Raw genomic sequence first — 19,743 nt, forward strand, 5'->3', positions numbered from 1 at the left:
TTATCCCAGTACTCGTGCGCCAGCCGTGTCGAGACGGCAAATATGTACAAAGCCTTCCTGATTTTGCAGATAGTGCTGCTTCAGCCACTCTGCCACCCGCTGCGCGGTGTCGGTTTTATCGCAGACCGCGAACAGCGTCGGGCCGGAGCCGGAGATCCCGCAAGCGAGCGCCCCGGTCTCCAGCGCCGCCTGACGCGCCTCGCTAAAGCCCGGCAGCAGTTTTGTGCGGTAAGGCTCGGCGATGACGTCACGCATCAGTTTAGCGGCAAGCTGCGGCTGGAGCGTATGGCAGGCGTGAATAAAGCCCGCGAGATAGCGCCCGTGGCTGATGCAATCCTGACGGCGATACTGCGCCGGTAAAATCGCCCGCGCCTCGGCGGTGGAGACTTTAATGCCGGGATACGCCATCACCCACAGCCACTCGTCAAAACACGGCACCGGCTGGCTGATAATGTTGTTTTCTTCCAGCATCAGCTGCAGCCCGCCCAGAAAACAGGGCGCGACGTTATCGTAATGAATGCTGCCGGAGATGCGGCCTTCCAGCTCGCCCATCAGCGTCAGCAGGCGGTCATCGCTAAGCGGCTTGCCGCAAAATTCGTTCATCGCCATCAGGCCCGCGACCACCGAACAGGCGCTGGAGCCTAGCCCGGAGCCTATCGGCATATTTTTTTCAAGCGTCATGGCGACCGGCACGGTTTTGCCTATCTCCTGACAAAAACGCTCCCAGCACTGCCAGGCGATATTTTCGCGCGGCTCGGCGGGCAGCTTGCTGACGAAGCGCCCGGTGTTGGTCAACGAAAATTCCGCCGCCGCTTCCACCGTTACGCAGTCGCCCAACAGCTCGCCATTCACCGGCGATACCGCCGCGCCTAATACGTCAAACCCCACGCTGACGTTGCCAATGGAGGCAGGGGCATACACTTTAACCATCTTAAACTCCTAACTTCCATGACAGGGTGCGCAGCAGATCGGCGAACACGCCCGCCGCCGTGACATCATTACCTGCGCCGTAGCCGCGCAGCACCAGCGGCAGCGGCTGATAGTAACGGCTGTAGAACGCCAGCGCGTTTTCGCCGTTTTTCACTTTATAAAGCGGATCGTTGCCGTCAACGGCGGCGATTTTCACGCGGCAGACGCCATCTTCTTCAATGGTGCCGATATAACGCAGCACTTTGCCTTCATCGCGGGCCTGGGCCACGCGGGCGGCGAACTCGTCGTCCAGTTGCGGCAGGCGCGCCATAAAGCTTTCGGTATCGCCGCTGTCGTCAAAGCTTTCCGGCAGTACCGGCTCAATAACGATATCGCTAAGCTCAAGATGGCGGCCTGTTTCACGCGCCAGGATCAGCAGTTTACGCGCCACATCCATGCCGGAGAGATCGTCGCGCGGATCCGGCTCGGTATAGCCCATTTTGCGCGCGGTGGTGGTTGCTTCAGAGAGGCTCATGCCCTCATCCAGCTTACCGAAGATAAAAGAGAGCGAACCGGAGAGAATGCCCGCGAAGCGTTGCAGCTCATCGCCCGCATTCAACAGGTTTTGCAGGTTTTCGATAACCGGCAGCCCCGCGCCAACGTTGGTGTCGTAGAGGAATTTACGGCGCGACGCGGCGGCGGCGTGGCGCAACTGGTGGTAGTACGCCATCGACGAGGTGTTGGCCTTTTTGTTCGGCGTCACCACGTGGAAGCCTTCGCGCAGGAAGTCGGCGTATTGATCCGCCACCGCCTGGTTGGAGGTACAGTCGACAATCACCGGGTTCAGCAGGTGATACTCTTTCACGAGACGGATCAGGCGCCCAAGGTTAAACGGCTCGTTGGCCTCCTCCAGCGCCGCGCGCCAGTTCTCAAGATCGAGGCCGTGAACGTTGGTCAGCAAGGCGCGAGAATTCGCAACACCGCAAACGCGCAGATCGATATGCTTCTGCTTGAGCCACGCCTGCTGGCGCTTAAGCTGCTCCAGCAGCGCGCCGCCAACGCCGCCAACGCCGATAACAAACACTTCAATCACCTGATCGGTGTTAAACAGCATCTGGTGCGTGACGCGCACGCCGGTGGTGGCGTCGTCATTACTCACCACCACAGAGATAGAGCGTTCAGACGAGCCCTGCGCGATCGCCACAATATTGATATTGGCGCGGGCGAGGGCCGCGAAGAATTTGGCGGAGATGCCGCGCAGCGTGCGCATGCCGTCGCCCACCACCGAGATAATAGCCAGGCGCTCCATGATGGAGAGCGGCTCCAGCAGCCCTTCTTTCAGCTCCAGATAGAATTCCTCTTCCATTGCCCGCTGCGCGCGGGCGCAGTCGCTTTGCGGCACGCAGAAGCTGATGCTGTACTCTGACGACGACTGGGTGATCAGCACCACCGAGATCCCGGCGCGGGACATGGTGGCGAACACGCGCGCTGCCATGCCCACCATGCCTTTCATGCCGGGGCCGGAGACGTTAAACATCGCCATATTGTTCAGGTTGCTGATGCCTTTCACCGGCAGGCCGTCTTCATCACTGGACGCGCCAATCAGCGTGCCTGGCGCCTGCGGGTTACCGGTATTTTTAATCAGACAAGGGATCTGGAACTGGGCGATGGGGGTGATGGTGCGGGGGTGAAGAACTTTAGCGCCGAAGTAGGAGAGCTCCATGGCCTCCTGATACGACATCGACTTCAGGAGCCTGGCGTCCGGCACCTGGCGCGGGTCACAGGTATAAACGCCGTCGACGTCGGTCCAGATCTCACAACAGTCGGCGCGCAGACACGCCGCCAGCACCGCGGCGGAGTAATCAGAGCCGTTACGTCCGAGCACCACCAGCTCGCCTTTGTCGTTCCCGGCGGTAAAACCGGCCATCAGGATCATGTGATCCGCCGGGATTTTGCTGGCCGCGATGCGGCGGGTGGATTCGGTGATATCGACCGTGGATTCAAGGTAATGGCCGACCGCGAGCAGTTTCTCCACCGGATCAATGACCGTCACTTTATGGCCGCGCGCCTCAAGCAGCGCCGACATAATAGCGATCGAAAGCTTTTCGCCGCGGCAGATCAGCGCCGCGTTGATGCTGTCCGGGCACTGGCCGAGCAGGCTGATGCCGTGCAGCACATGTTTAATTTGGGCGAATTCCTGATCGACCAGCGCTTTCATCTGCGCATACGGGAATTCAGGCTGGGCGTCGCTGAGGCCTTTCAGGAGTTCGGCAAAAATACGTTCGGCATCGCTGATATTCGGCAGGGCATCCTGGCCACTGATGGTTTTTTCAATCATCGCCACCAGATGGTTGGTGATTTTTGCGGGGGCAGAAAGAACGGTCGCTACCTGCCCCTGCCTGGCATTGCTCTCCAGAATGTCGGCGACACGCATAAAGCGTTCTGCGTTCGCGACCGATGTACCGCCGAATTTCAACACTCGCATTGTTGTTACCCCTTGATTTTATGCCGAAAAAAAAGCCCGCACTGTTCAGGTGCGGGCTTTTTTCAGTTTTTCCTGTACGCGTCAGCCCGCCCCGTTACCTGTGGTAATGGTGGTGGTAGTAATAATGGTAGTCAGGCTGATGCGAATCATGGATGTTGTGTGCTCTGTACTTTTCTGTTTTCTGTCCTGTATCTCTATTGGTTAAAGTAATCGTCAGGTTAAGTCAACGAATATTTCATTTACGCACCGGCCGAAACTTTCCCCACGGATACCGATAAAAGCCGCACTCACGGCCCGAAAAACCGGCAAACGCCCTGCCTATTTAGCATTTAATGCTATTCAATGGAGACATGTCAGCATTTCAGCCCGCCACTTTTTTTTCGATATCATGCAGCAAACGATGCAGCATTGCGGTGTCGCGCTGCTCAAGCAGCCCCAGACGCTGCTGTAACCAGTCGGCCATTTTGAGGTCGTCTGCCACCCCGAGCGTCGCCAGCAAGGCATCAATACGCAGACGTAACGCTTTCAGCTGTTGCTCATCGGCGGCGGGTGCGACGGCAGGCGCGTTTTGCATCAGCGCGGTTAACTGATAGCAGTACACCATCACCGCCTGGCCCAGATTGAGCGACGGATAGTCCGCCACCATCGGCACGCCGGTCAGCACATCGGCCAGCGCCAGCTCGTCATTGGTCAGCCCCGAATCCTCACGGCCAAACACCAGCGCCGTGACCGGCAGCCAGGCCGCTTTCTCTTCAAGCAGCGGCAATAACTGTTGCGGCGTCGCGTAATAGTGAAATTTGGCGCGGCTACGCGCCGTGGTGGCGACAGTAAAATCCACATCTTCCAGCGCGGCGGCGAGCGTGTCGTAATGCCTTGTATTGTCGAGAATATCGCCCGCGCCGTGGGCAACGCGACGGGCAGCCGGGTCGAGATGAGCTTCACTGGCGACGATCCGCAGTTCGGTAAATCCCATGGTTTTCATCGCGCGCGCGGCGGCACCGACGTTTTCAGGTCTGGCGGGAGATACAAGAATAATGGGCAAACGCATAAGGCTTTTAATGATCCTGTTGTGGAGGTAAATATCAGCGCGCTAATTAATACGCGTCGCGAATTTACATTTTATATACAATTACAGCATGAAAGTGACGGTAAAAACGATAAATAATAGTTATGAATAATTCAGAAAAGCGCGGCTTAATTATGCTTTAAAAGCTGTCTTATGCGGCTGTTTAGCATCAAAAAAAGCCATATAAATTCCGCTTGCTTATCGGATTCACCTTGTTTATTAATTAGGATATGAAATTATCCGTATTGTTATTCAAATGTAACCAAAGTTAGTTCTTCGCTGCGACGATCTCATCAAACTGTTAACGTGCTACAATTGAACTTGATATATGTCAACGAAGAGTAGTTTTATTGGGTGTTGGTATCGTATCATCCTGTTATGTTGCTGTTAAAATGGTTAGGATGACTGCCGTTTTTGACACCGTCGGGTCCAGAGGGAAAAGTACCCACGACCGAGCTAATGATGTTGTTGACGTTGATGGAAAGTGCATCAAGAACGCAATTACGTACTTTAGTCATGTTACGCCGGGCATGTTAATTTATGGCATGCAGAAGGCAGGTCAGGGACTTTTGTACTTCCTGTTTCGATTTAGTTGGCAATTTTTAGGTAGCAAACATGCAGACCCCGCACATTCTTATCGTTGAAGACGAGTTGGTTACACGCAACACGTTAAAAAGTATTTTCGAAGCAGAAGGCTATGATGTCTCTGAAGCCACCGATGGCGCCGAGATGCATCAGATCCTGTCTGATAATGATATCAACCTGGTTATCATGGATATCAACCTGCCGGGTAAAAACGGCCTGCTGCTGGCGCGTGAACTGCGCGAGCAGGCGAACGTCGCGCTGATGTTCCTGACCGGCCGTGATAACGAGGTGGATAAAATCTTAGGCCTTGAAATTGGTGCCGACGATTATATCACCAAGCCGTTTAACCCCCGCGAGCTGACTATTCGCGCGCGCAACCTGCTCTCCCGCACCATGAATCTCGGTACGGTGAGCGAAGAGCGCCGCAGCGTGGAAAGCTACAAGTTCAACGGCTGGGAGCTTGATATCAACAGCCGTTCGCTGATTAGCCCTAACGGTGAGCAGTACAAACTGCCGCGCAGCGAATTCCGCGCGATGCTGCATTTCTGCGAAAACCCGGGCAAGATCCAGACCCGCGCGGAACTGCTGAAGAAAATGACCGGTCGCGAGCTCAAGCCACATGACCGTACCGTTGATGTGACCATCCGTCGCATTCGTAAACATTTCGAGTCCACGCCGGACACCCCGGAAATCATCGCCACCATTCATGGCGAAGGTTACCGTTTCTGCGGCGATCTGCAGGAATAAGGCGTTTCGGCGCCACGCAAAAAGGGCGGAATTTCCGCCCTTTTTTATTGCCCGCGTTTTACTTCCAGAGCCGGAACCGCTCCTCCTGCGGCGCAGGCGTCAGGCGCTGATAGCGTGGTTTCGCGGGCGTCAGCGTATACCAGTCGATATGGCGCGTCAGCAGCATCACCGCCGTGAGCGCGACGAACAACAGCCCGCTGCCGAGCAACAGCGCGAAATCCTGCGAGCGCAGCAGTTGCCAGAGCACGCCGTCGAGCGCCAGCAGACCACCGGCGAATATCAGGCTGCGCCGCCACCCTTTCAGTACCGCCTGAAGATAGAGCGCGTTCAGCCCCGCTCCCGCAAGGCTTGCGGCAAGCCAGGCCAGGTTAAAGCCGATGTGTTCTGAAAACGCCAGCAGCAGCAGATAAAACATCACCAGTGAAAGCCCCACCAGCAGATACTGCACCGGGTGCATCGTAATACCGCTGAGCGTTTCGCAGACGAAAAACGCCATATAGGTGAGCGCTATCAGCAGCACGGCGTATTTCACCGCCCGGTCGGTTAGCTGGTACTGATCCACCGGCGTTGCCACCGTCACGCTAAATGCAGGCAAGTTGCGAAGCGTCACGCTCTGCGCGTCATGAAATTCACTGTCGATATTGTTGGCATACCAGCTGCTGCGCCATTTCGCCGCAAAACCGCTGGCGGAAATCTCCCGCGTCGCTGGCAGGAAATTGCCATAAAAACCCGGATGCGGCCAGTTGCTGATAAGCGACAGCTCGCTGTTGCGGCCCAGCGGAACAACGGAAAACGCGCCGGTGCCGTTCAGCTCCAGCGAAAAACTGACCGTGAGCGTCGGGGCATTCAAAAGTGCCGCAGGCACGATGGCATGCAAACCCTGGCCGCCCTCTTCAAGCCCGGAACCGGGCTCCACCGCCAGCGCCTGCCCGTTGATTTTCAGCGCGCCCACGTTACCGATGCCGCGCGCATCGCCCACTGCCATCACCAGCCGCGCCTCGCCCAGCTGATACTGCGCGCCGGGGTTGAGCCCCTGTTCAGGCAAGGTAAAGCGCGCTTCCAGCGCGACATCGCTGCGCCAGATTTGCCCTTCGTAAATGCCGATATGCCGTGGCTCAACCGCCTGCTTTCCCGTGACCACCAGCGATTCCGGCAGCCAGTAGCGAATAAAACTGCGCGTTTTGGTGACGTCTTTGCCCCCTTCCGTCACGGTGGTGATTTCGGTTACCGGAATGGCGATAAGCGGCCCCACCAGCTTTTGCGGCCCGCTGGTGCTCTGCTCAAGCGAGCGGGACACATCGTCGCGGTAGTCGGCGCGCTCGCCGATAACCACGCTCAGAATACGCAGTGGAATTAACAGCAGCGCCATACAGCCCAGCAGCGCCAGCCCTTTTAATATCAGTGGTGATTTCAACATAAGCCTCTCCTCTTCGATGCTGCCGAAGATAGAGGGCTTATGTGGGGTGGAAATGAAGTTATGTGAAGCGTCGGTGAAGTCAGGCGGGCGGTAACGTCAGCCGCGCCTCAACGCCGCCTTCAGGGCGGTTAACAAGCGCTATCTCGCCCTAGTGAAGCCGCGCCACCTCCTGCACGAAAGCAAGGCCGAGGCCGCTGCTCTTCTGCCCGCTTGCGCGCGGCAGCGAATAGAACCGCTCGAAGATACGCGCCAGCGCGTAATCCGGAATACCGCTGCCGGTATCCGTTACGCGCACGATAACGCGCTCGCCCTCCTGCCACGCGCCAAGCGTTATCTCACCACCAGGCGGGGTGAAGTCGAGCGCGTTAACAAGCAGATTGCCGATGGCCTGCAGCAGCTCCTCATCGCCCGCCACGCGCAGGCTGCCAGGAGCGGGGTCGATAGTGAGCCGCACCGATTTTTGCAAAAGCGTCGAGGCATGCAGCTCCGCGAGCGTGGCGAAAAGCGATGCCAACAATACCGGCTCAGGCACGATCTCCAGCCGGTTTTCCAGCTTCGCCTGCTGCAATAGCTTCTCAACCAGCGCCTGCATACGCGCGTTTTGCTCAAGAATATTGTCGCAAAAGCGCTGTGCCACCGCCGGCGGTGGCGATTCACGCAGGATCTCCGCCGCGCCGCGAATACCCGCAAGCGGGCTTTTCAGCTCGTGCGTCAGCGCGTGGACGTACTGCTCGATATAGTTTTTACCCTCCAGCCGCACGCGCATGTTTTCCAGCGCCTGGGCGAGACGCCGCAACTCGCTGCTGCCGGGGTCCGGTAAGGGCAGCGGCGCGGCTTCGGTGACCGAATCGGCGTAACGCACCAGTGTGCCGATGGAGCGGTTGATCCACAGCACCATCACGATGCCGGTCAGCAGCGCGATACCGAGCAGCGCCACGCCCGCCATCATGATCCGGTGTTCGCTGCGCCGTATCACCGGCGCAAGCGCGATATTCGGCTTGCCCACGCTCAGTACGCCGATGATGCGCCCGGCCTCGCGCACAGGGGCCGCGACATACATTACTGTGCTGTCAGGGTCGTCCGGATGCAGCGGCGAACTGCGCGCGCCATACTTGCCGCGAAGCGTCAGCCAGACATCGTTCCAGCGCGAATAGTCCTGCCCGACTGCCGCGTCGCTGGAGTCAAACACCACGCGCCCCTGCGCGTCGGTCAGGTACACGCGGTATTCATTGCGCTCTTTTTTAATGCCGCTGATGTTGGCGTTGACCGGGTAATGATTTAACCGCTCAAAGGCCTGCGCCAGCTGCCCGTCGCGCGGATGGCCCGCCAGCAGATCGTCACGGGCGATTTCCGCCAGCAGCGTGGCGGTGTCATTAAGCGAGCCTTCCGTCGCACGCCGCACGCCGGGTTTGATCTCCTGCACGAAAATCGTGAGAACAAACCAGGCCGCCACGGCGACGATCAGAAAGTAGCCCAGTAGCAGCCGCATGCCGATACGCATCAGTTTACCGCCAGGCTGTAACCCAGCCCCCGATGCGTATTGACAGGCGACACGTCAGGATTGACCGCGCGCAGCTTGGCGCGCAGCGTTTTAATATGGGTATCGACGGTGCGATCGAAACTGTCGTTCGCATCTCCCCAGACGATATCCATCAGTTGCTGGCGCGAATAGACGCGCCCCGGCGCCAGCAGCAGCGTTTTCAGCAGCAGGTATTCATAGCGGGTGAGCGACAGCGGCTGACCACACCAGGCGATGTGCGCGGCCTCGTCATTGAGCTCGAAACGCCCCACCCGCACGACGGTCTGCGCGCCGCGCTGCTGCTTTTGCAGACGCCGCAGGATGGTACGCACGCGGGCGCAAACTTCCCGAGGCGAAAACGGCTTGGCGACATAATCATCCGCGCCGATTTCCAGGCCAATAAGCTTATCGACCTCTTCGCTGCGCGCGGTCAGAAACAGCACCGGCAGCGCAGGATGCGCCGCCAGAAGCTGACGACACAGCTCGAAGCCGCTGATATCCGGCAGGCCCACATCCAGCACGGCGAGATCGGGCAGCGTCTGGCGCGCGGCATCCAGCGCGGGCAGCCCGCGCTCAAACGTCCGCACCGTAAACCCTTCAAGCTGCATCACATATGACAGCGCTTCGCTGATGCTGGTCTCATCCTCCACCAGCCAGACGGTTGTCTGATTCATCCTGAATAGTCCTGTGAATTACCGGGCCTGACCCCACGGCATAATCGGTACGGCGCTCAGCGCGTTTTTCGGCGAGCCTTCGACGACTTTATCGGAATAGGTCAGATAGGCGAGCGTGTTGCGTTTCGCGTCGTAAAAACGCACCACCTGCAATTTTTTAAAGACCAGCGATGTGCGCTTCTGGAACACCACATCGCCCTGCGCTTTCCCGGCTTTGATTTTATCGCTCAGTTCAATGGGCCCGACCTGCTGGCAGGAAATCGCCGCATCGGACGTGTCTTCCGCAAGCCCCAGCCCGCCCTTGATACCGCCGGTTTTGGCGCGGCTCAGGTAGCAGGTCACATTTTTGACATCCGGATCGTCAAACGCTTCCACCACGATTTTGTGATCCGGCCCCAGCCATTTAAACACGGTATCAACCGATCCAATTTCTTCCGCACGTAAACCGCCGGTTAAAGCCATAAACAATGTCGGAATTAATAACAGCTTGTATTTCATATTGTTACCATTCATTAAAGGTTACGTTTAGTGATTATTCACCGTTAAAACAAAAAACCTTACAGATCACATTGTTACTCAAAAATCCTGTTTTGCAGCAGTCCGCTCCGCTTTAACCGCAAAAGAAAACACTGAATGCCAGAAGAACAAAAAATGCTACTATTCGCTACCCACTTTTTCAGGCACTGCGTTTAAGGATGAGGATTAAATATGGATCAGTCTGGGATCATTCGGGATCTGCTCGCCTGGCTGGAAAGCCATCTTGATCACCCCTTGTCTCTGGACAATGTGGCGGCTAAAGCCGGGTATTCCAAGTGGCATTTGCAACGGATGTTCAAAGAGGTGACGGGCCATGCCATCGGGGCTTATATTCGCGCGCGCCGCTTGTCCAAATCCGCCGTTGCGCTGCGTCTCACTGCGCGCCCGATTCTCGACATCGCGCTGCAATACCGTTTCGATTCACAGCAGACGTTTACTCGCGCGTTTAAAAAGCAGTTCTCGCTGACGCCTGCGCTCTATCGCCGCTCGGCGGACTGGAGCGCGCAGGGTATGCGCCCGCCGCTGCGCCTTGAGCCGTTCACGCCACCGCCGCATCAGTTTGTCACGCTCGCGCCGATGCACCTCACCGGCCTCACCCAGAGCTATACCTGCTCGCTTGAGCAAATCTCGGTGTTCCGCCAGCAGATGCGTGTCCAGTTCTGGCGCGAATTTCTCGCGAACTGTCCGACCATTCCACCGGTCTTTTACGGCCTGAATGAATCACGCCCGAGCGTCGAAAAAGATGACGAGCAGGAAGTCTTTTACACCACCGCGCTGCCGGAGCCGCTGGCGGAAGGCTGCGTGGAGCACGCCCATCCGGTGACGCTTGAAGGCGGCGATTATGTGCAGTTTACCTATGAAGGACCAGGCACCGGCGTTCAGGAGTTTATCCTGACCGTCTACGGCACCTGTATGCCCGCACTGGGGCTGACGCGCCGCCGTGGTCAGGATATCGAGCGCTATTTGCTTACGGAGGCGTCCGGTGCCCAGGAGGGCGACATCAACCTGCGCTGCGAGTACCTGATCCCCATCCGCCGTTAACGCTGTAGCTCATCCAGCGCAGGCGCATCGAGATGCGACACATCGCCTGCGGTTTCCACCACCCAGCCGGACGCCAGCCACGGGCTCTGCTGATAATCGACACGAGAGATTGAGCAGTTGCGCAGGCGCAGTCGGCGCTCCGCATACGCGGGCAGGCCAAGAATGGTGCTGACGAGGCAGCCAAGCGCCATACCGTGGCTCACCAGTAACGGGCGGCTTCCCGGCGGCAGATCGAGGCAGGCGTTCAGCGCGCCGTGCATGCGCTCGCTCACTTCCTGCATCGATTCCCCTTGCGGAATACGACCATCCGGCGTGCCGTTCACCAGCTGGCGACGCCAGCCTTCTTCTTCTTCGCTGAGGGTGTCGAGATGACGGCGCTCAAGGATGCCCATATCCAGCTCACGCAGGCGCGGATCGAGTATCACGTCGCAGCCGCAGCCCTGCGCGATAATCTCAGCGGTGCGCTGCGTGCGTCCCAGATCGCTGGTGATAATGTGCGTAATGCCAAGCGCTTTAGCGCGCTGCGCCACCTGCATGGCCTGGCGTTCCCCTTTTTCCGTCAATGGGCTGTCCGATTGCCCCTGGATGCGTCGCTCGGCGTTCCACTGCGTTTCACCGTGGCGAACCAGATATACCTGTAACATGCTTTTTATCCGTTATACTGCTGCGACTTTAAACGTCTGTGAGTGTGAATTGAATTATGTACCATGTTGTCTGCGCCACGACGAATCCAGCCAAAATTCAGGCGATTCTGCGTGCATTTAGCGAGATTTTCGGCGAAGCATCCTGCCATATTGACGCCGTCTCCGTCGATAGCGGCGTGCCGGAACAGCCGCTCGGCAGTGAAGAAACGCGCTCCGGCGCACGCCAGCGCGTCATTAATGCCCGCGCGCTGCGCCCGCAAGCCGATTACTGGGTGGCGATTGAAGCCGGTATTGATGACGACAGCACGTTTAGCTGGGTGGTGATTGAAAGCGCAGACCAGCGTGGCGAAGCGCGCTCGGCGACGCTACCGCTGCCTGCGGCGATCCTTAATGAAGTGCGCGCCGGGAAAGCGCTCGGGCCGGTGATGTCAGCCTGGACAGGCATTGATGAAATCGGGCGTAAAGAAGGGGCTATCGGCATTTTCACCGCCGGTAAGCTGACGCGCAGCAGCGTCTACCATCAGGCTGTGATCCTGGCCTTAAGCCCCTTTCATAACGCGATTTACCGCTGAGCCTGTAACAGCTCCTGTTCAAGCCACTGGCGCAGCTCCGGCGGCGCCGCTTTCAGGCTGTTAGAGCCGCGGGTGATCGTCGCGATCCCCGCGCCCAGTTCGCTTTTCAGCTCGCGCTGGCTCATCTCGCCGCGCAGCAGCTCTTCAATGATCCGCACACGCGTGCCGAGCGCGGCGCGTTCGTCCGGCGTCAGCAGCAGCGTCAGCAGCGGAAGATGCAGGTCTTTGTCGAAAGATTGTTTCAGGAGCGCCACAAAGCGCAGCCACTCCTGATTACTCTGTTCGGCCTGGGCCGCGGAATAGGTTGAATGTTGAGTCATCAGATGCCGCCATACTCGTTCACTAGTACGACAGAATAGCACAACGCCGCCGAATCAGTAACGGCGGCTCCACTCCGCATCGCTCATCAACACCGGCTTACCGCCCATGAAGTAACGGTAATAGGCATCATAAGCCAGCACGTTTTTCACATAACCGCGCGTCTCTGAGAACGGAATACTTTCGACAAACGCGACCGCATCGATACGCCCGGCGCTGTTGCCAAGCCAGGTGCGCACGCGCCCCGGCCCGGCGTTATAGGCGGCAGAGGCGAAAATACGGTTGTTGTCGAACATGCCATAGACATACTGCAAATAGCTGGTGCCTATCTGGATGTTGGTTTCCGGGTCGAGCAGCTGCGCGCTATTGCTGTAGCCTGGCAGATTAAACATCTTCACCGTGTGGGTGGCGGTGCCCGGCATTAATTGCATCAGGCCAGCCGCGCCTACCGGCGAGCGCACTTTCGGGTTCCAGGCGCTCTCCTGACGGGCGATCGCCATCGCGTAGCTCTGCGGAACGGCTTTGTCGCTCACGTAGCGGGCAAAGAGATCTTTATAAGCCAGCGGGAAACGCTCTTCGAGCTGATCCCAGAGCTTACCGGCGATCGTCGCCTGCACGCTCAGATCCCACCAGTTACGATCAAACGCGTAACGCGCCAGCGCCGCCTGCTCCTGCTTGCTGCGACTGGTGACGAGGTTCGCCCATTCGCTGCGCGCGGTGTTATCAAGGCCCCAGTACATCAGCTCGCGCACGCGCGCCATTTCCGGGCCTTCAAACAGCGCGGCGTTTACCGCTGGCGCTTTATCGACACGCAGCGGGTAATCTTCGCCAAGCCGCTGGGCCGCCGCCATCGGGTAGAAACCGCGCTGTTGCATCAGTGAATGCAGAATGGTTTTGGCCTCGTCGTCGCGCCCGCGCTCCATCAGGAGATCGGCCTGCCAGTAGCGCCATTCGTCTTTTTCTTTCGCCTCCATCGGCAGACGCGCAAGCCAGGTGTTCAGCCCGCTGCGATCGCCGGTGCCGAGCGCCATACGCACCCGACGCTCAATGAGCGATGTGGATTCTGAACGCATGATCGCGTCGTCGCGCCAGCGGGCCTGCTCTGCGGTGACATCGCTGCCCATGAGACGCCACGCCACGATATCGCGCAGCTCCTGCGCCTGGGCGTCGTTCAGTTGCTGCGCCTGGATGAGCGACGGGATCATCAGCCGCGCGTTTTCCACATCCTGACGGGCGACGCTTGCAAACGCCACCGCGGCCATCTGGCGCGTGAAATCGGTCGCGCCGACGCTGCGCACAAAAGTCATCACGCTGTTGGGATCGTTCGCCAGGCTCACCAGCGCGCTGCTGATGGTCTGATAATCCGGCGGCAGCTGGTTTGCGAGCGAGCTGACAAGCGACGTGTTGCCCTCTTTCATCGCAAGGCGAATGCGCTCAAGGTAAGCCAGCGGATCCTGCGCGCCGGACGTGCGCCACGCCTGGAAGAGACGCTCGCACGCCGCAGGCAGGTTTTTGCCGGTCTGCCAGAGATCTTTCGCGCCCTGCCAGGCGCCCTGCGCGTCACCGGTGTTCCACTTCGCGTAATAGTAGTTGCACTGCGCCTCGGTGCTGCCAGGCGGTTGCGGGCTGAACGCCAGCAGGCCGCGCCAGTCTTCGCGGCGCGCCAGTTCGTTGACAAACCGGGACGTCAGCGTGCGCGCCGGCGGCAGCGTCGGGTTTGCCTGAATAAACTGCTGTACCGCGATAGTCGGCTCGTTCATGAGATCGTCAGTGAGCTGGCGATACTGCAAATAGGGATAGAGCGGATAGGTTTGCAGGGTGGGCATCAGCTGCTCCACCACGTCCATCTGCCGGTTATCCCACGCTTGTTTGATCTGCGCATAGCGGCTGCGCTGCTCGTCGAGCGAATCGGCGCGTGCGGCCTGGCCGAGCGTCAGCAGGCAGACGCCCGCCGCCAGCCACCGCCAGACGACCTGTCTGGATGTTCCCACAATCCTTCCTCATGTTAATTGACTGACCGGCAGCCTCATGCCGCCTGAAATTCTCAGATACTTCATGCTAACCAGGCGAAGGCCGTTGCGCCATGTCGCGAACATTTTTTTACCATTCGCGCATTAATGCCTCTTACGCCGCATTCACGGCGTTGCTGGCTGGGATTAAGCGTTGAAAACAGCTAAACTCCGCAGCTGAGAAACCCTTAATCATGATAAGAGGCGAAGTCCAACGTGGCTCAATTCGTATACACCATGCATCGCGTCGGCAAAGTCGTTCCGCCGAAGCGACACATTCTGAAGAATATCTCTCTGAGCTTTTTCCCTGGCGCCAAAATCGGTGTGCTGGGCCTGAACGGCGCCGGTAAATCCACCCTGCTGCGCATCATGGCGGGCATCGATAAAGATATCGAAGGTGAAGCCCGTCCGCAGCCTGGCATCAAAATCGGCTACCTGCCGCAGGAGCCGCAGCTCAACCCTGAACATACCGTGCGCGAATCGATCGAAGAAGCGGTCGCGGAAGTCGTTAACGCGCTCAAGCGCCTGGATGAAGTGTACGCGCTGTACGCCGATCCGGATGCCGATTTCGATAAGCTCGCCGCCGAGCAGGGCAAACTGGAAGAGATTATCCAGGCCCATGACGGTCACAACCTGAACGTGCAGCTGGAACGCGCGGCCGACGCCCTGCGTCTGCCGGACTGGGATGCGAAAGTCGCGAATCTCTCCGGTGGTGAACGCCGCCGCGTGGCGCTCTGCCGCCTGCTGCTCGAAAAACCGGACATGCTGCTGCTCGACGAACCGACCAACCACCTGGACGCCGAATCCGTCGCCTGGCTGGAGCGCTTCCTGCACGACTTCGAAGGCACCGTTGTGGCGATTACTCACGACCGTTACTTCCTCGATAATGTGGCAGGCTGGATCCTCGAACTGGACCGCGGCGAAGGTATTCCGTGGGAAGGCAACTACTCTTCCTGGCTTGAGCAGAAAGATCAGCGCCTGGCGCAGGAAGCCTCTCAGGAAGCCGCGCGTCGTAAATCTATCGAGAAAGAGCTGGAGTGGGTGCGTCAGGGCGCGAAAGGCCGTCAGTCCAAGGGCAAAGCCCGTCTGGCGCGCTTTGAAGAGCTTAACAACACCGAATACCAGAAGCGTAACGAAACCAACGAACTCTTTATTCCGCCGGGACCGCGTCTGGGCGATAAAGTGGTGGAAGTCAGCCACCTGCGTAAATCCTACGGCGACCGCGTGCTGATTGACGATCTGAGCTTCTCCGTGCCGAAAGGCGCGATTGTCGGCATCATCGGTCCGAACGGCGCGGGTAAATCCACCCTGTTCCGTATGATGTCTGGCCAGGAACAGCCGGACAGCGGCACCATTACGCTTGGTGAAACCGTGAAACTCGCGTCTGTTGACCAGTTCCGTGACGCCATGGACAACAGCAAAACCGTCTGGGAAGAAGTCTCCGGCGGGCTGGATATCATGAAGATCGGCAACACCGAAATGCCGAGCCGCGCGTACGTTGGCCGCTTTAACTTTAAAGGCGTGGACCAGGGCAAACGCGTGGGCGAGCTGTCCGGTGGTGAGCGCGGTCGTCTGCATCTGGCGAAACTGTTGCAGGTGGGCGGCAACATGCTGCTGCTCGATGAACCGACCAACGACCTGGATATCGAAACCCTGCGCGCGCTGGAAAACGCCCTGCTGGAGTTCCCGGGCTGCGCGATGGTTATCTCGCACGACCGCTGGTTCCTGGACCGTATCGCCACACACATTCTGGATTATCAGGATGAAGGCAAAGTGGAATTCTTCGAAGGTAACTTCACCGAGTACGAAGAGTATAAGAAACGCACGCTGGGCGCCGAAGCGCTGGAGCCGAAGCGTATCAAATACAAACGTATCGCCAAGTAATTCCCGCAACGGCCTTCTTAATGAAGGCCGTTTTATTAGTGATTCCCCTCAGATAAATACCTGCCCTCAACTCCGATTTATTCATGACCAATTGTCCATTCACCCTTGTTATGGTAATTAATAAATCATATCCCTCCATTTTCATATGATGTTTCATGAACGAGGGTTTTTTATTATTAGCGCTATGATTTTCATGGAATGGAAATGTCACGGAATCGTTGTCAGGGTAAGCGGGCCGCCGCCTGCACGTCGTTAACGTCATCTCTCCTCGCTTTTCATCATTTTCAGCGTCAATACATAAAAACAACAGACAGTTTGTAGATTTACTACCGGCACGCGCCGTAGCCTCTCGCTATGCTTGGTTGCTTTCTTTATACCGGCAACGATAGCTCGGGCATATTGACGTTATTAAACGCGCAGGCAGCCGTTAAAACATTTTTTATATAAATATATATCCGTCATTTATTCATTATATTAATGGTCATCACACAGTGCTCACGAAAATAAAACGTTTTTCAGCATGGATGCGGCGTCAGGATTTTTCCCGCCTGCTTATTTTGTTTCAGCGCCACAGCGCGAAAATCGTCATTGGCGCGCCATTTCTGTTGCTGGTGATTTATCTGCTTATTTTCAGCCAGCCGCGTTATGTGAGCGAATCACAGGTCGCCATCAAACGCGCCAGTGATATCGAAAACGGCAGCCTGAATATTGGCCTGCTGATGGGTGCCTCTAACCCTACTTCTGCCGAAGATGCGCTGTACCTGAAAGAGTATCTGCACTCGCCGGATCTCTTAGCCGTACTCGATAAACAGCTCAATTTCAAACAGGCGTTTGGCGACAGCGGGCTGGATCTCTTCTATTACCTTTATGCCAGCGCGAGCGCCGAAGAATTTCTGGATTACTACCGTCACCGCATCACCATCAATTACGACAGCAAAAACGGCCTGCTGACTATCCAGACTCAGGGCTTCACGCCCGAATTCGCCCTGCGTTTCAACCAGGCGGTGCTCAAAGAGTCTGAGCGGTTTATCAACGAGCTTTCGCATCATATTGCGCGCGACCAGCAATCCTTCGCCGAAAGCGAGCTCGACAAAGCGCGCAAGCGCCTCGACGCCAGCAAAAGCGCGCTGCTCGCCTTTCAGAACCGCAACCAGATGCTCGATCCACAAGCTTCCGCCGTGGCCGCGAGCTCAGCGGTCAACAACCTGACCGAGCAAAAGATTCGCCTGGAAACGGAGCTGCGTACTCTGCTGACGTATCTGCGTGAAGATGCGCCGCAGGTCATCACGACGAAAAACACGCTGGCCTCCATTAACGCGCAAATTGAGAAAGAGAAAAACAACATTACCGCACCGGAAGGCGACCGCCTCAACCGTGTGGCGGCGGATTTCGAAGAGCTGAAATCGCGCGTGACGTTCGATACAGACCTGTACCAGCTCGCGCTCACGGCCATTGAAAAAACGCGCGTGGAATCGGCCCGCAAGCTGAAAAGCCTGGCGGTGATCAGTTCTCCCCAGCTTGCCGAGGAAGCCCGCTACCCCGAGACGCTCTACCTGTTAGCCAGCTGCCTGCTGATCTGCTGCCTGCTGTTCGGCACGCTCAGACTGCTGCTGGCCATTATTGACGATCACCGTGCTTAACCTTGCCGCTTTCACACCCGAGAGAGTTATGAAAAACGTTTCATCCGCCTCACTGATCTTTTTCTGTTTATCGGCCTGCGCCAGCGCGCTTGATCTCACCGCCGACCCGGCGCTGACCGGCGCGGCGCCCATTCTGTCATCGTCGTCATCGGCTCCGGTCAGCGCTGATGGCTTTGATAACACGCCGCCGCCCGCGCCCGCCACGGTCATGAGCCGCATGTTCGGCGCACAGCTTTTTACCGCCCAAAACGCGGAAGGCGGGGCTGGCATCGCCTTCAATCCCAATTATGTGATTGGCCTTGGCGACACCATTCAGGTGCGTCTGTGGGGCGCTTTCACGTATGACGGCACATTAACTGTCGACCCGAAAGGCAACATTTTTCTGCCTAACGTCGGCCCGCTTAAAGTTGCAGGTGTGACGAATAGCCAGCTCAACGCACTGGTTATCTCACGAGTGAAAGAGGTGTACCAGGCGAATGTGAATGTCTACGCCTCGCTGGTTCAGGCGCAGCCGGTGAAAGTGTTTGTCACGGGCTATGTCCGCACGCCGGGGTTATATGGCGGCGTGGCGTCCGATTCATTGCTTTCTTATCTCAGCAAAGCAGGCGGCGTGGACAGCGAACGCGGCAGTTATGTCGATATCACCGTCAAACGCGGCCAGAAAACGCGCTCGCATGTGAACCTGTATGATTTTCTGCTCAACGGCAGCCTCAGCCTGTCGCAGTTCGCCGACGGCGACACCATTATTGTCGGTCCGCGCCAGCACACCTTTGGCGTCGAAGGCGATGTCTTTAACAGCTACGACTTTGAATTTACCGATGAGCGTATTCCGGTTTCCGAAGCGCTGCGCTGGGCGCGGCCTAAACCGGGGGCCACGCATGTGACGCTGATGCGCCAGCAAGGCGCGATGAAGCAGAGCGAATATTTCCCGATTAGCGAAACCGCAGGCCGCATGTTGCAGGATGGCGATCGCATGGTGGTCAGCTCCGATCGCTATACCGGCACCATCCAGGTACGCGTGGAAGGCGCACACTCCGGCGAACATGCGATGGTATTGCCTTACGGTGCCACGCTGCGCCAGGTGATGGCGAAACTGCGCCCGAACACGATGTCGCAGTTAAACGCCATCAAACTCTATCGCCGCTCGGTCGCGCTGCGTCAGAAAGAGATGCTGGATCTGTCGCTGCAAAAGCTGGAGCAGGCTTCGCTCTCAGCGCAATCCTCCACACAGGAGGAATCGCGCCTGCGTATGCAGGAGGCGCAACTGGTCAGCCGTTTCGTGGCGAAAGCCCGCACTGTGGTGCCGCAGGGCGAAGTGGTACTGAATGAGAACAACCTTGATTCCGTGCTGCTGGAAGATGGCGACGTTATCACCATCCCGGAGAAAACGTCGCTCGTCATGGTGCATGGCGAGGTGCTGTTCCCCAACGCCGTCACCTGGGAGAAAGGGCTGGAGCCTGAGGATTACATCGCCAAATGCGGCGGCATGACGCAAAAAGCCAGCGGCGCGAAAGTCATCGTGATTCGCCAGAACGGCGAGGCGCTCAATGCCGAAGATGTCGATGACATGCAGCCGGGCGATGAACTGATGGTGCTGCCGAAGTATGAGTCGAAGAATATTGAAGTGACGCGCGGCATTTCGACCATCATGTACCAGCTGGCTGTCGCCGCGAAAGTCATCCTGACGCTGTAATCC

17 protein-coding genes, 1 pseudogene and 1 other annotated feature are annotated in these 19,743 nt (G+C 57.7%); of the genes and pseudogenes, 6 read left to right on the forward strand and 12 right to left on the reverse strand.

The genetic code is table 11. The features are described 5' to 3' along the window. From thrB to yjjY, 5 genes and pseudogenes are all read right to left on the reverse strand, one after another. Entirely contained in the window at positions 1-930 is a 930-nt protein-coding gene (thrB, locus tag CSK29544_RS01305) for a homoserine kinase (RefSeq protein ID WP_007889159.1), read from the reverse strand. 1 nt (position 931) lies between these two features. Then, positions 932-3,394: a bifunctional aspartate kinase/homoserine dehydrogenase I gene (thrA, locus tag CSK29544_RS01310; protein WP_007889161.1), complete on the reverse strand. Its 2,463-nt coding sequence runs from the start codon at positions 3,392-3,394 to the stop codon at positions 932-934. Positions 3,395-3,419: 25 nt separating this feature from the next. Beyond that, positions 3,420-3,537, reverse strand: a sequence feature (Thr leader region). Beyond that, positions 3,476-3,544 (reverse strand): thr operon leader peptide, encoded by a 69-nt coding sequence (thrL, locus tag CSK29544_RS22215; RefSeq protein ID WP_071601047.1) that lies wholly within the window; start codon positions 3,542-3,544, stop codon positions 3,476-3,478. (Overlaps the previous feature by 62 nt.) A gap of 211 nt (positions 3,545-3,755) precedes the next feature. Beyond that, a complete protein-coding gene (locus tag CSK29544_RS01315) occupies positions 3,756-4,442 on the reverse strand; it encodes a tRNA/rRNA methyltransferase (RefSeq protein WP_007847088.1) in 687 nt (228 codons plus the stop codon). A 394-nt stretch (positions 4,443-4,836) separates the two neighbouring features. After that, positions 4,837-4,978: pseudogene (gene yjjY, locus CSK29544_RS24125) on the reverse strand (YjjY family protein). A gap of 97 nt (positions 4,979-5,075) precedes the next feature. Between yjjY and arcA the strand changes: the two are divergent. Then, positions 5,076-5,792 (forward strand): two-component system response regulator ArcA, encoded by a 717-nt coding sequence (gene arcA / locus CSK29544_RS01320; protein WP_007675752.1) that lies wholly within the window; start codon positions 5,076-5,078, stop codon positions 5,790-5,792. Between the two features lie 58 nt (positions 5,793-5,850). Here arcA and creD read toward each other — a convergent pair whose 3' ends face one another. The 4 genes from creD to creA all read right to left on the reverse strand — a co-directional run bounded on the left by creD (position 5,851) and on the right by creA (position 9,900). After that, on the reverse strand, positions 5,851-7,209 hold the full coding sequence (gene creD / locus CSK29544_RS01325; protein ID WP_007889164.1) for a cell envelope integrity protein CreD: 1,359 nt from the start codon (positions 7,207-7,209) through the stop codon (positions 5,851-5,853). 148 nt (positions 7,210-7,357) lie between these two features. After that, complete coding sequence (creC, locus tag CSK29544_RS01330; protein WP_275664079.1) at positions 7,358-8,710, reverse strand: two-component system sensor histidine kinase CreC; 1,353 nt, start codon at positions 8,708-8,710, stop codon at positions 7,358-7,360. Beyond that, positions 8,710-9,402, reverse strand: coding sequence for a two-component system response regulator CreB (gene creB, locus CSK29544_RS01335; RefSeq protein ID WP_007889168.1), 693 nt, complete (start codon positions 9,400-9,402; stop codon positions 8,710-8,712). Before creB ends, creC begins: the two co-directional genes overlap by 1 nt. 18 nt (positions 9,403-9,420) lie before the next feature. Beyond that, positions 9,421-9,900 carry a protein CreA gene (creA, locus tag CSK29544_RS01340; protein ID WP_007889171.1) on the reverse strand — a complete coding sequence of 160 codons (480 nt, stop codon included), beginning with the start codon at positions 9,898-9,900 and terminating at the stop codon, positions 9,421-9,423. A 210-nt stretch (positions 9,901-10,110) separates the two neighbouring features. Between creA and robA the strand changes: the two genes are divergently transcribed. Continuing rightward, positions 10,111-10,980, forward strand: coding sequence for an MDR efflux pump AcrAB transcriptional activator RobA (robA, locus tag CSK29544_RS01345; RefSeq protein ID WP_004386284.1), 870 nt, complete (start codon positions 10,111-10,113; stop codon positions 10,978-10,980). Here robA and gpmB read toward each other — a convergent pair. Then, complete coding sequence (gene gpmB / locus CSK29544_RS01350; RefSeq protein ID WP_004386285.1) at positions 10,977-11,624, reverse strand: 2,3-diphosphoglycerate-dependent phosphoglycerate mutase GpmB; 648 nt, start codon at positions 11,622-11,624, stop codon at positions 10,977-10,979. The two genes, robA and gpmB, sit on opposite strands and share 4 nt — an antisense overlap. A gap of 56 nt (positions 11,625-11,680) precedes the next feature. Here gpmB and yjjX point away from each other — a divergent pair, with 56 nt between their 5' ends. Continuing rightward, positions 11,681-12,196 (forward strand): inosine/xanthosine triphosphatase, encoded by a 516-nt coding sequence (gene yjjX / locus CSK29544_RS01355; RefSeq protein WP_007889173.1) that lies wholly within the window; start codon positions 11,681-11,683, stop codon positions 12,194-12,196. On the opposite strand, the gene trpR is transcribed toward yjjX, so the two are convergent. Next, positions 12,187-12,516, reverse strand: a complete 330-nt coding sequence (gene trpR, locus CSK29544_RS01360) for a trp operon repressor (RefSeq protein WP_004386287.1) — start codon at positions 12,514-12,516, stop codon at positions 12,187-12,189. The two genes, yjjX and trpR, sit on opposite strands and share 10 nt — an antisense overlap. Positions 12,517-12,570: 54 nt before the next feature. Then, entirely contained in the window at positions 12,571-14,505 is a 1,935-nt protein-coding gene (gene sltY / locus CSK29544_RS01365; protein WP_007889182.1) for a murein transglycosylase, read from the reverse strand. Between the two features lie 234 nt (positions 14,506-14,739). Between sltY and ettA the strand changes: the two genes are divergently transcribed. The 3 genes from ettA to CSK29544_RS01380 all read left to right on the forward strand — a co-directional run bounded on the left by ettA (position 14,740) and on the right by CSK29544_RS01380 (position 19,740). Continuing rightward, positions 14,740-16,407, forward strand: a complete 1,668-nt coding sequence (ettA, locus tag CSK29544_RS01370) for an energy-dependent translational throttle protein EttA (RefSeq protein WP_004386289.1) — start codon at positions 14,740-14,742, stop codon at positions 16,405-16,407. Between the two features lie 491 nt (positions 16,408-16,898). Beyond that, entirely contained in the window at positions 16,899-18,047 is a 1,149-nt protein-coding gene (locus CSK29544_RS01375; RefSeq protein WP_174428847.1) for a KpsE/RkpR family capsule polysaccharide export protein, read from the forward strand. A gap of 28 nt (positions 18,048-18,075) precedes the next feature. After that, a complete protein-coding gene (locus CSK29544_RS01380) occupies positions 18,076-19,740 on the forward strand; it encodes a polysaccharide biosynthesis/export family protein (protein WP_007889189.1) in 1,665 nt (554 codons plus the stop codon). The last annotated feature ends 3 nt before the right edge of the window (positions 19,741-19,743 follow it).

Origin of the sequence: Cronobacter sakazakii (assembly GCF_000982825.1) — a bacterium.
In the GTDB taxonomy this organism is placed as follows: Bacteria; Pseudomonadota; Gammaproteobacteria; order Enterobacterales; family Enterobacteriaceae; genus Cronobacter; species Cronobacter sakazakii.

Bases quoted from the DNA above. Each gene is read 5' to 3' on its own strand.
- yjjX (WP_007889173.1), top strand. From the start codon at position 11,681: ATGTACCATGTTGTCTGCGCCACGACGAATCCAGCCAAAATTCAGGCG.
- trpR (WP_004386287.1), bottom strand. From the start codon at position 12,516: ATGACTCAACATTCAACCTATTCCGCGGCCCAGGCCGAACAGAGTAAT.
- creC (WP_275664079.1), bottom strand. From the start codon at position 8,710: ATGCGTATCGGCATGCGGCTGCTACTGGGCTACTTTCTGATCGTCGCC.
- creB (WP_007889168.1), bottom strand. From the start codon at position 9,402: ATGAATCAGACAACCGTCTGGCTGGTGGAGGATGAGACCAGCATCAGC.
- CSK29544_RS01380 (WP_007889189.1), top strand. From the start codon at position 18,076: ATGAAAAACGTTTCATCCGCCTCACTGATCTTTTTCTGTTTATCGGCC.
- arcA (WP_007675752.1), top strand. From the start codon at position 5,076: ATGCAGACCCCGCACATTCTTATCGTTGAAGACGAGTTGGTTACACGC.
- creA (WP_007889171.1), bottom strand. From the start codon at position 9,900: ATGAAATACAAGCTGTTATTAATTCCGACATTGTTTATGGCTTTAACC.
- robA (WP_004386284.1), top strand. From the start codon at position 10,111: ATGGATCAGTCTGGGATCATTCGGGATCTGCTCGCCTGGCTGGAAAGC.
- thrB (WP_007889159.1), bottom strand. From the start codon at position 930: ATGGTTAAAGTGTATGCCCCTGCCTCCATTGGCAACGTCAGCGTGGGG.
- CSK29544_RS01315 (WP_007847088.1), bottom strand. From the start codon at position 4,442: ATGCGTTTGCCCATTATTCTTGTATCTCCCGCCAGACCTGAAAACGTC.
- creD (WP_007889164.1), bottom strand. From the start codon at position 7,209: ATGTTGAAATCACCACTGATATTAAAAGGGCTGGCGCTGCTGGGCTGT.
- thrA (WP_007889161.1), bottom strand. From the start codon at position 3,394: ATGCGAGTGTTGAAATTCGGCGGTACATCGGTCGCGAACGCAGAACGC.
- gpmB (WP_004386285.1), bottom strand. From the start codon at position 11,624: ATGTTACAGGTATATCTGGTTCGCCACGGTGAAACGCAGTGGAACGCC.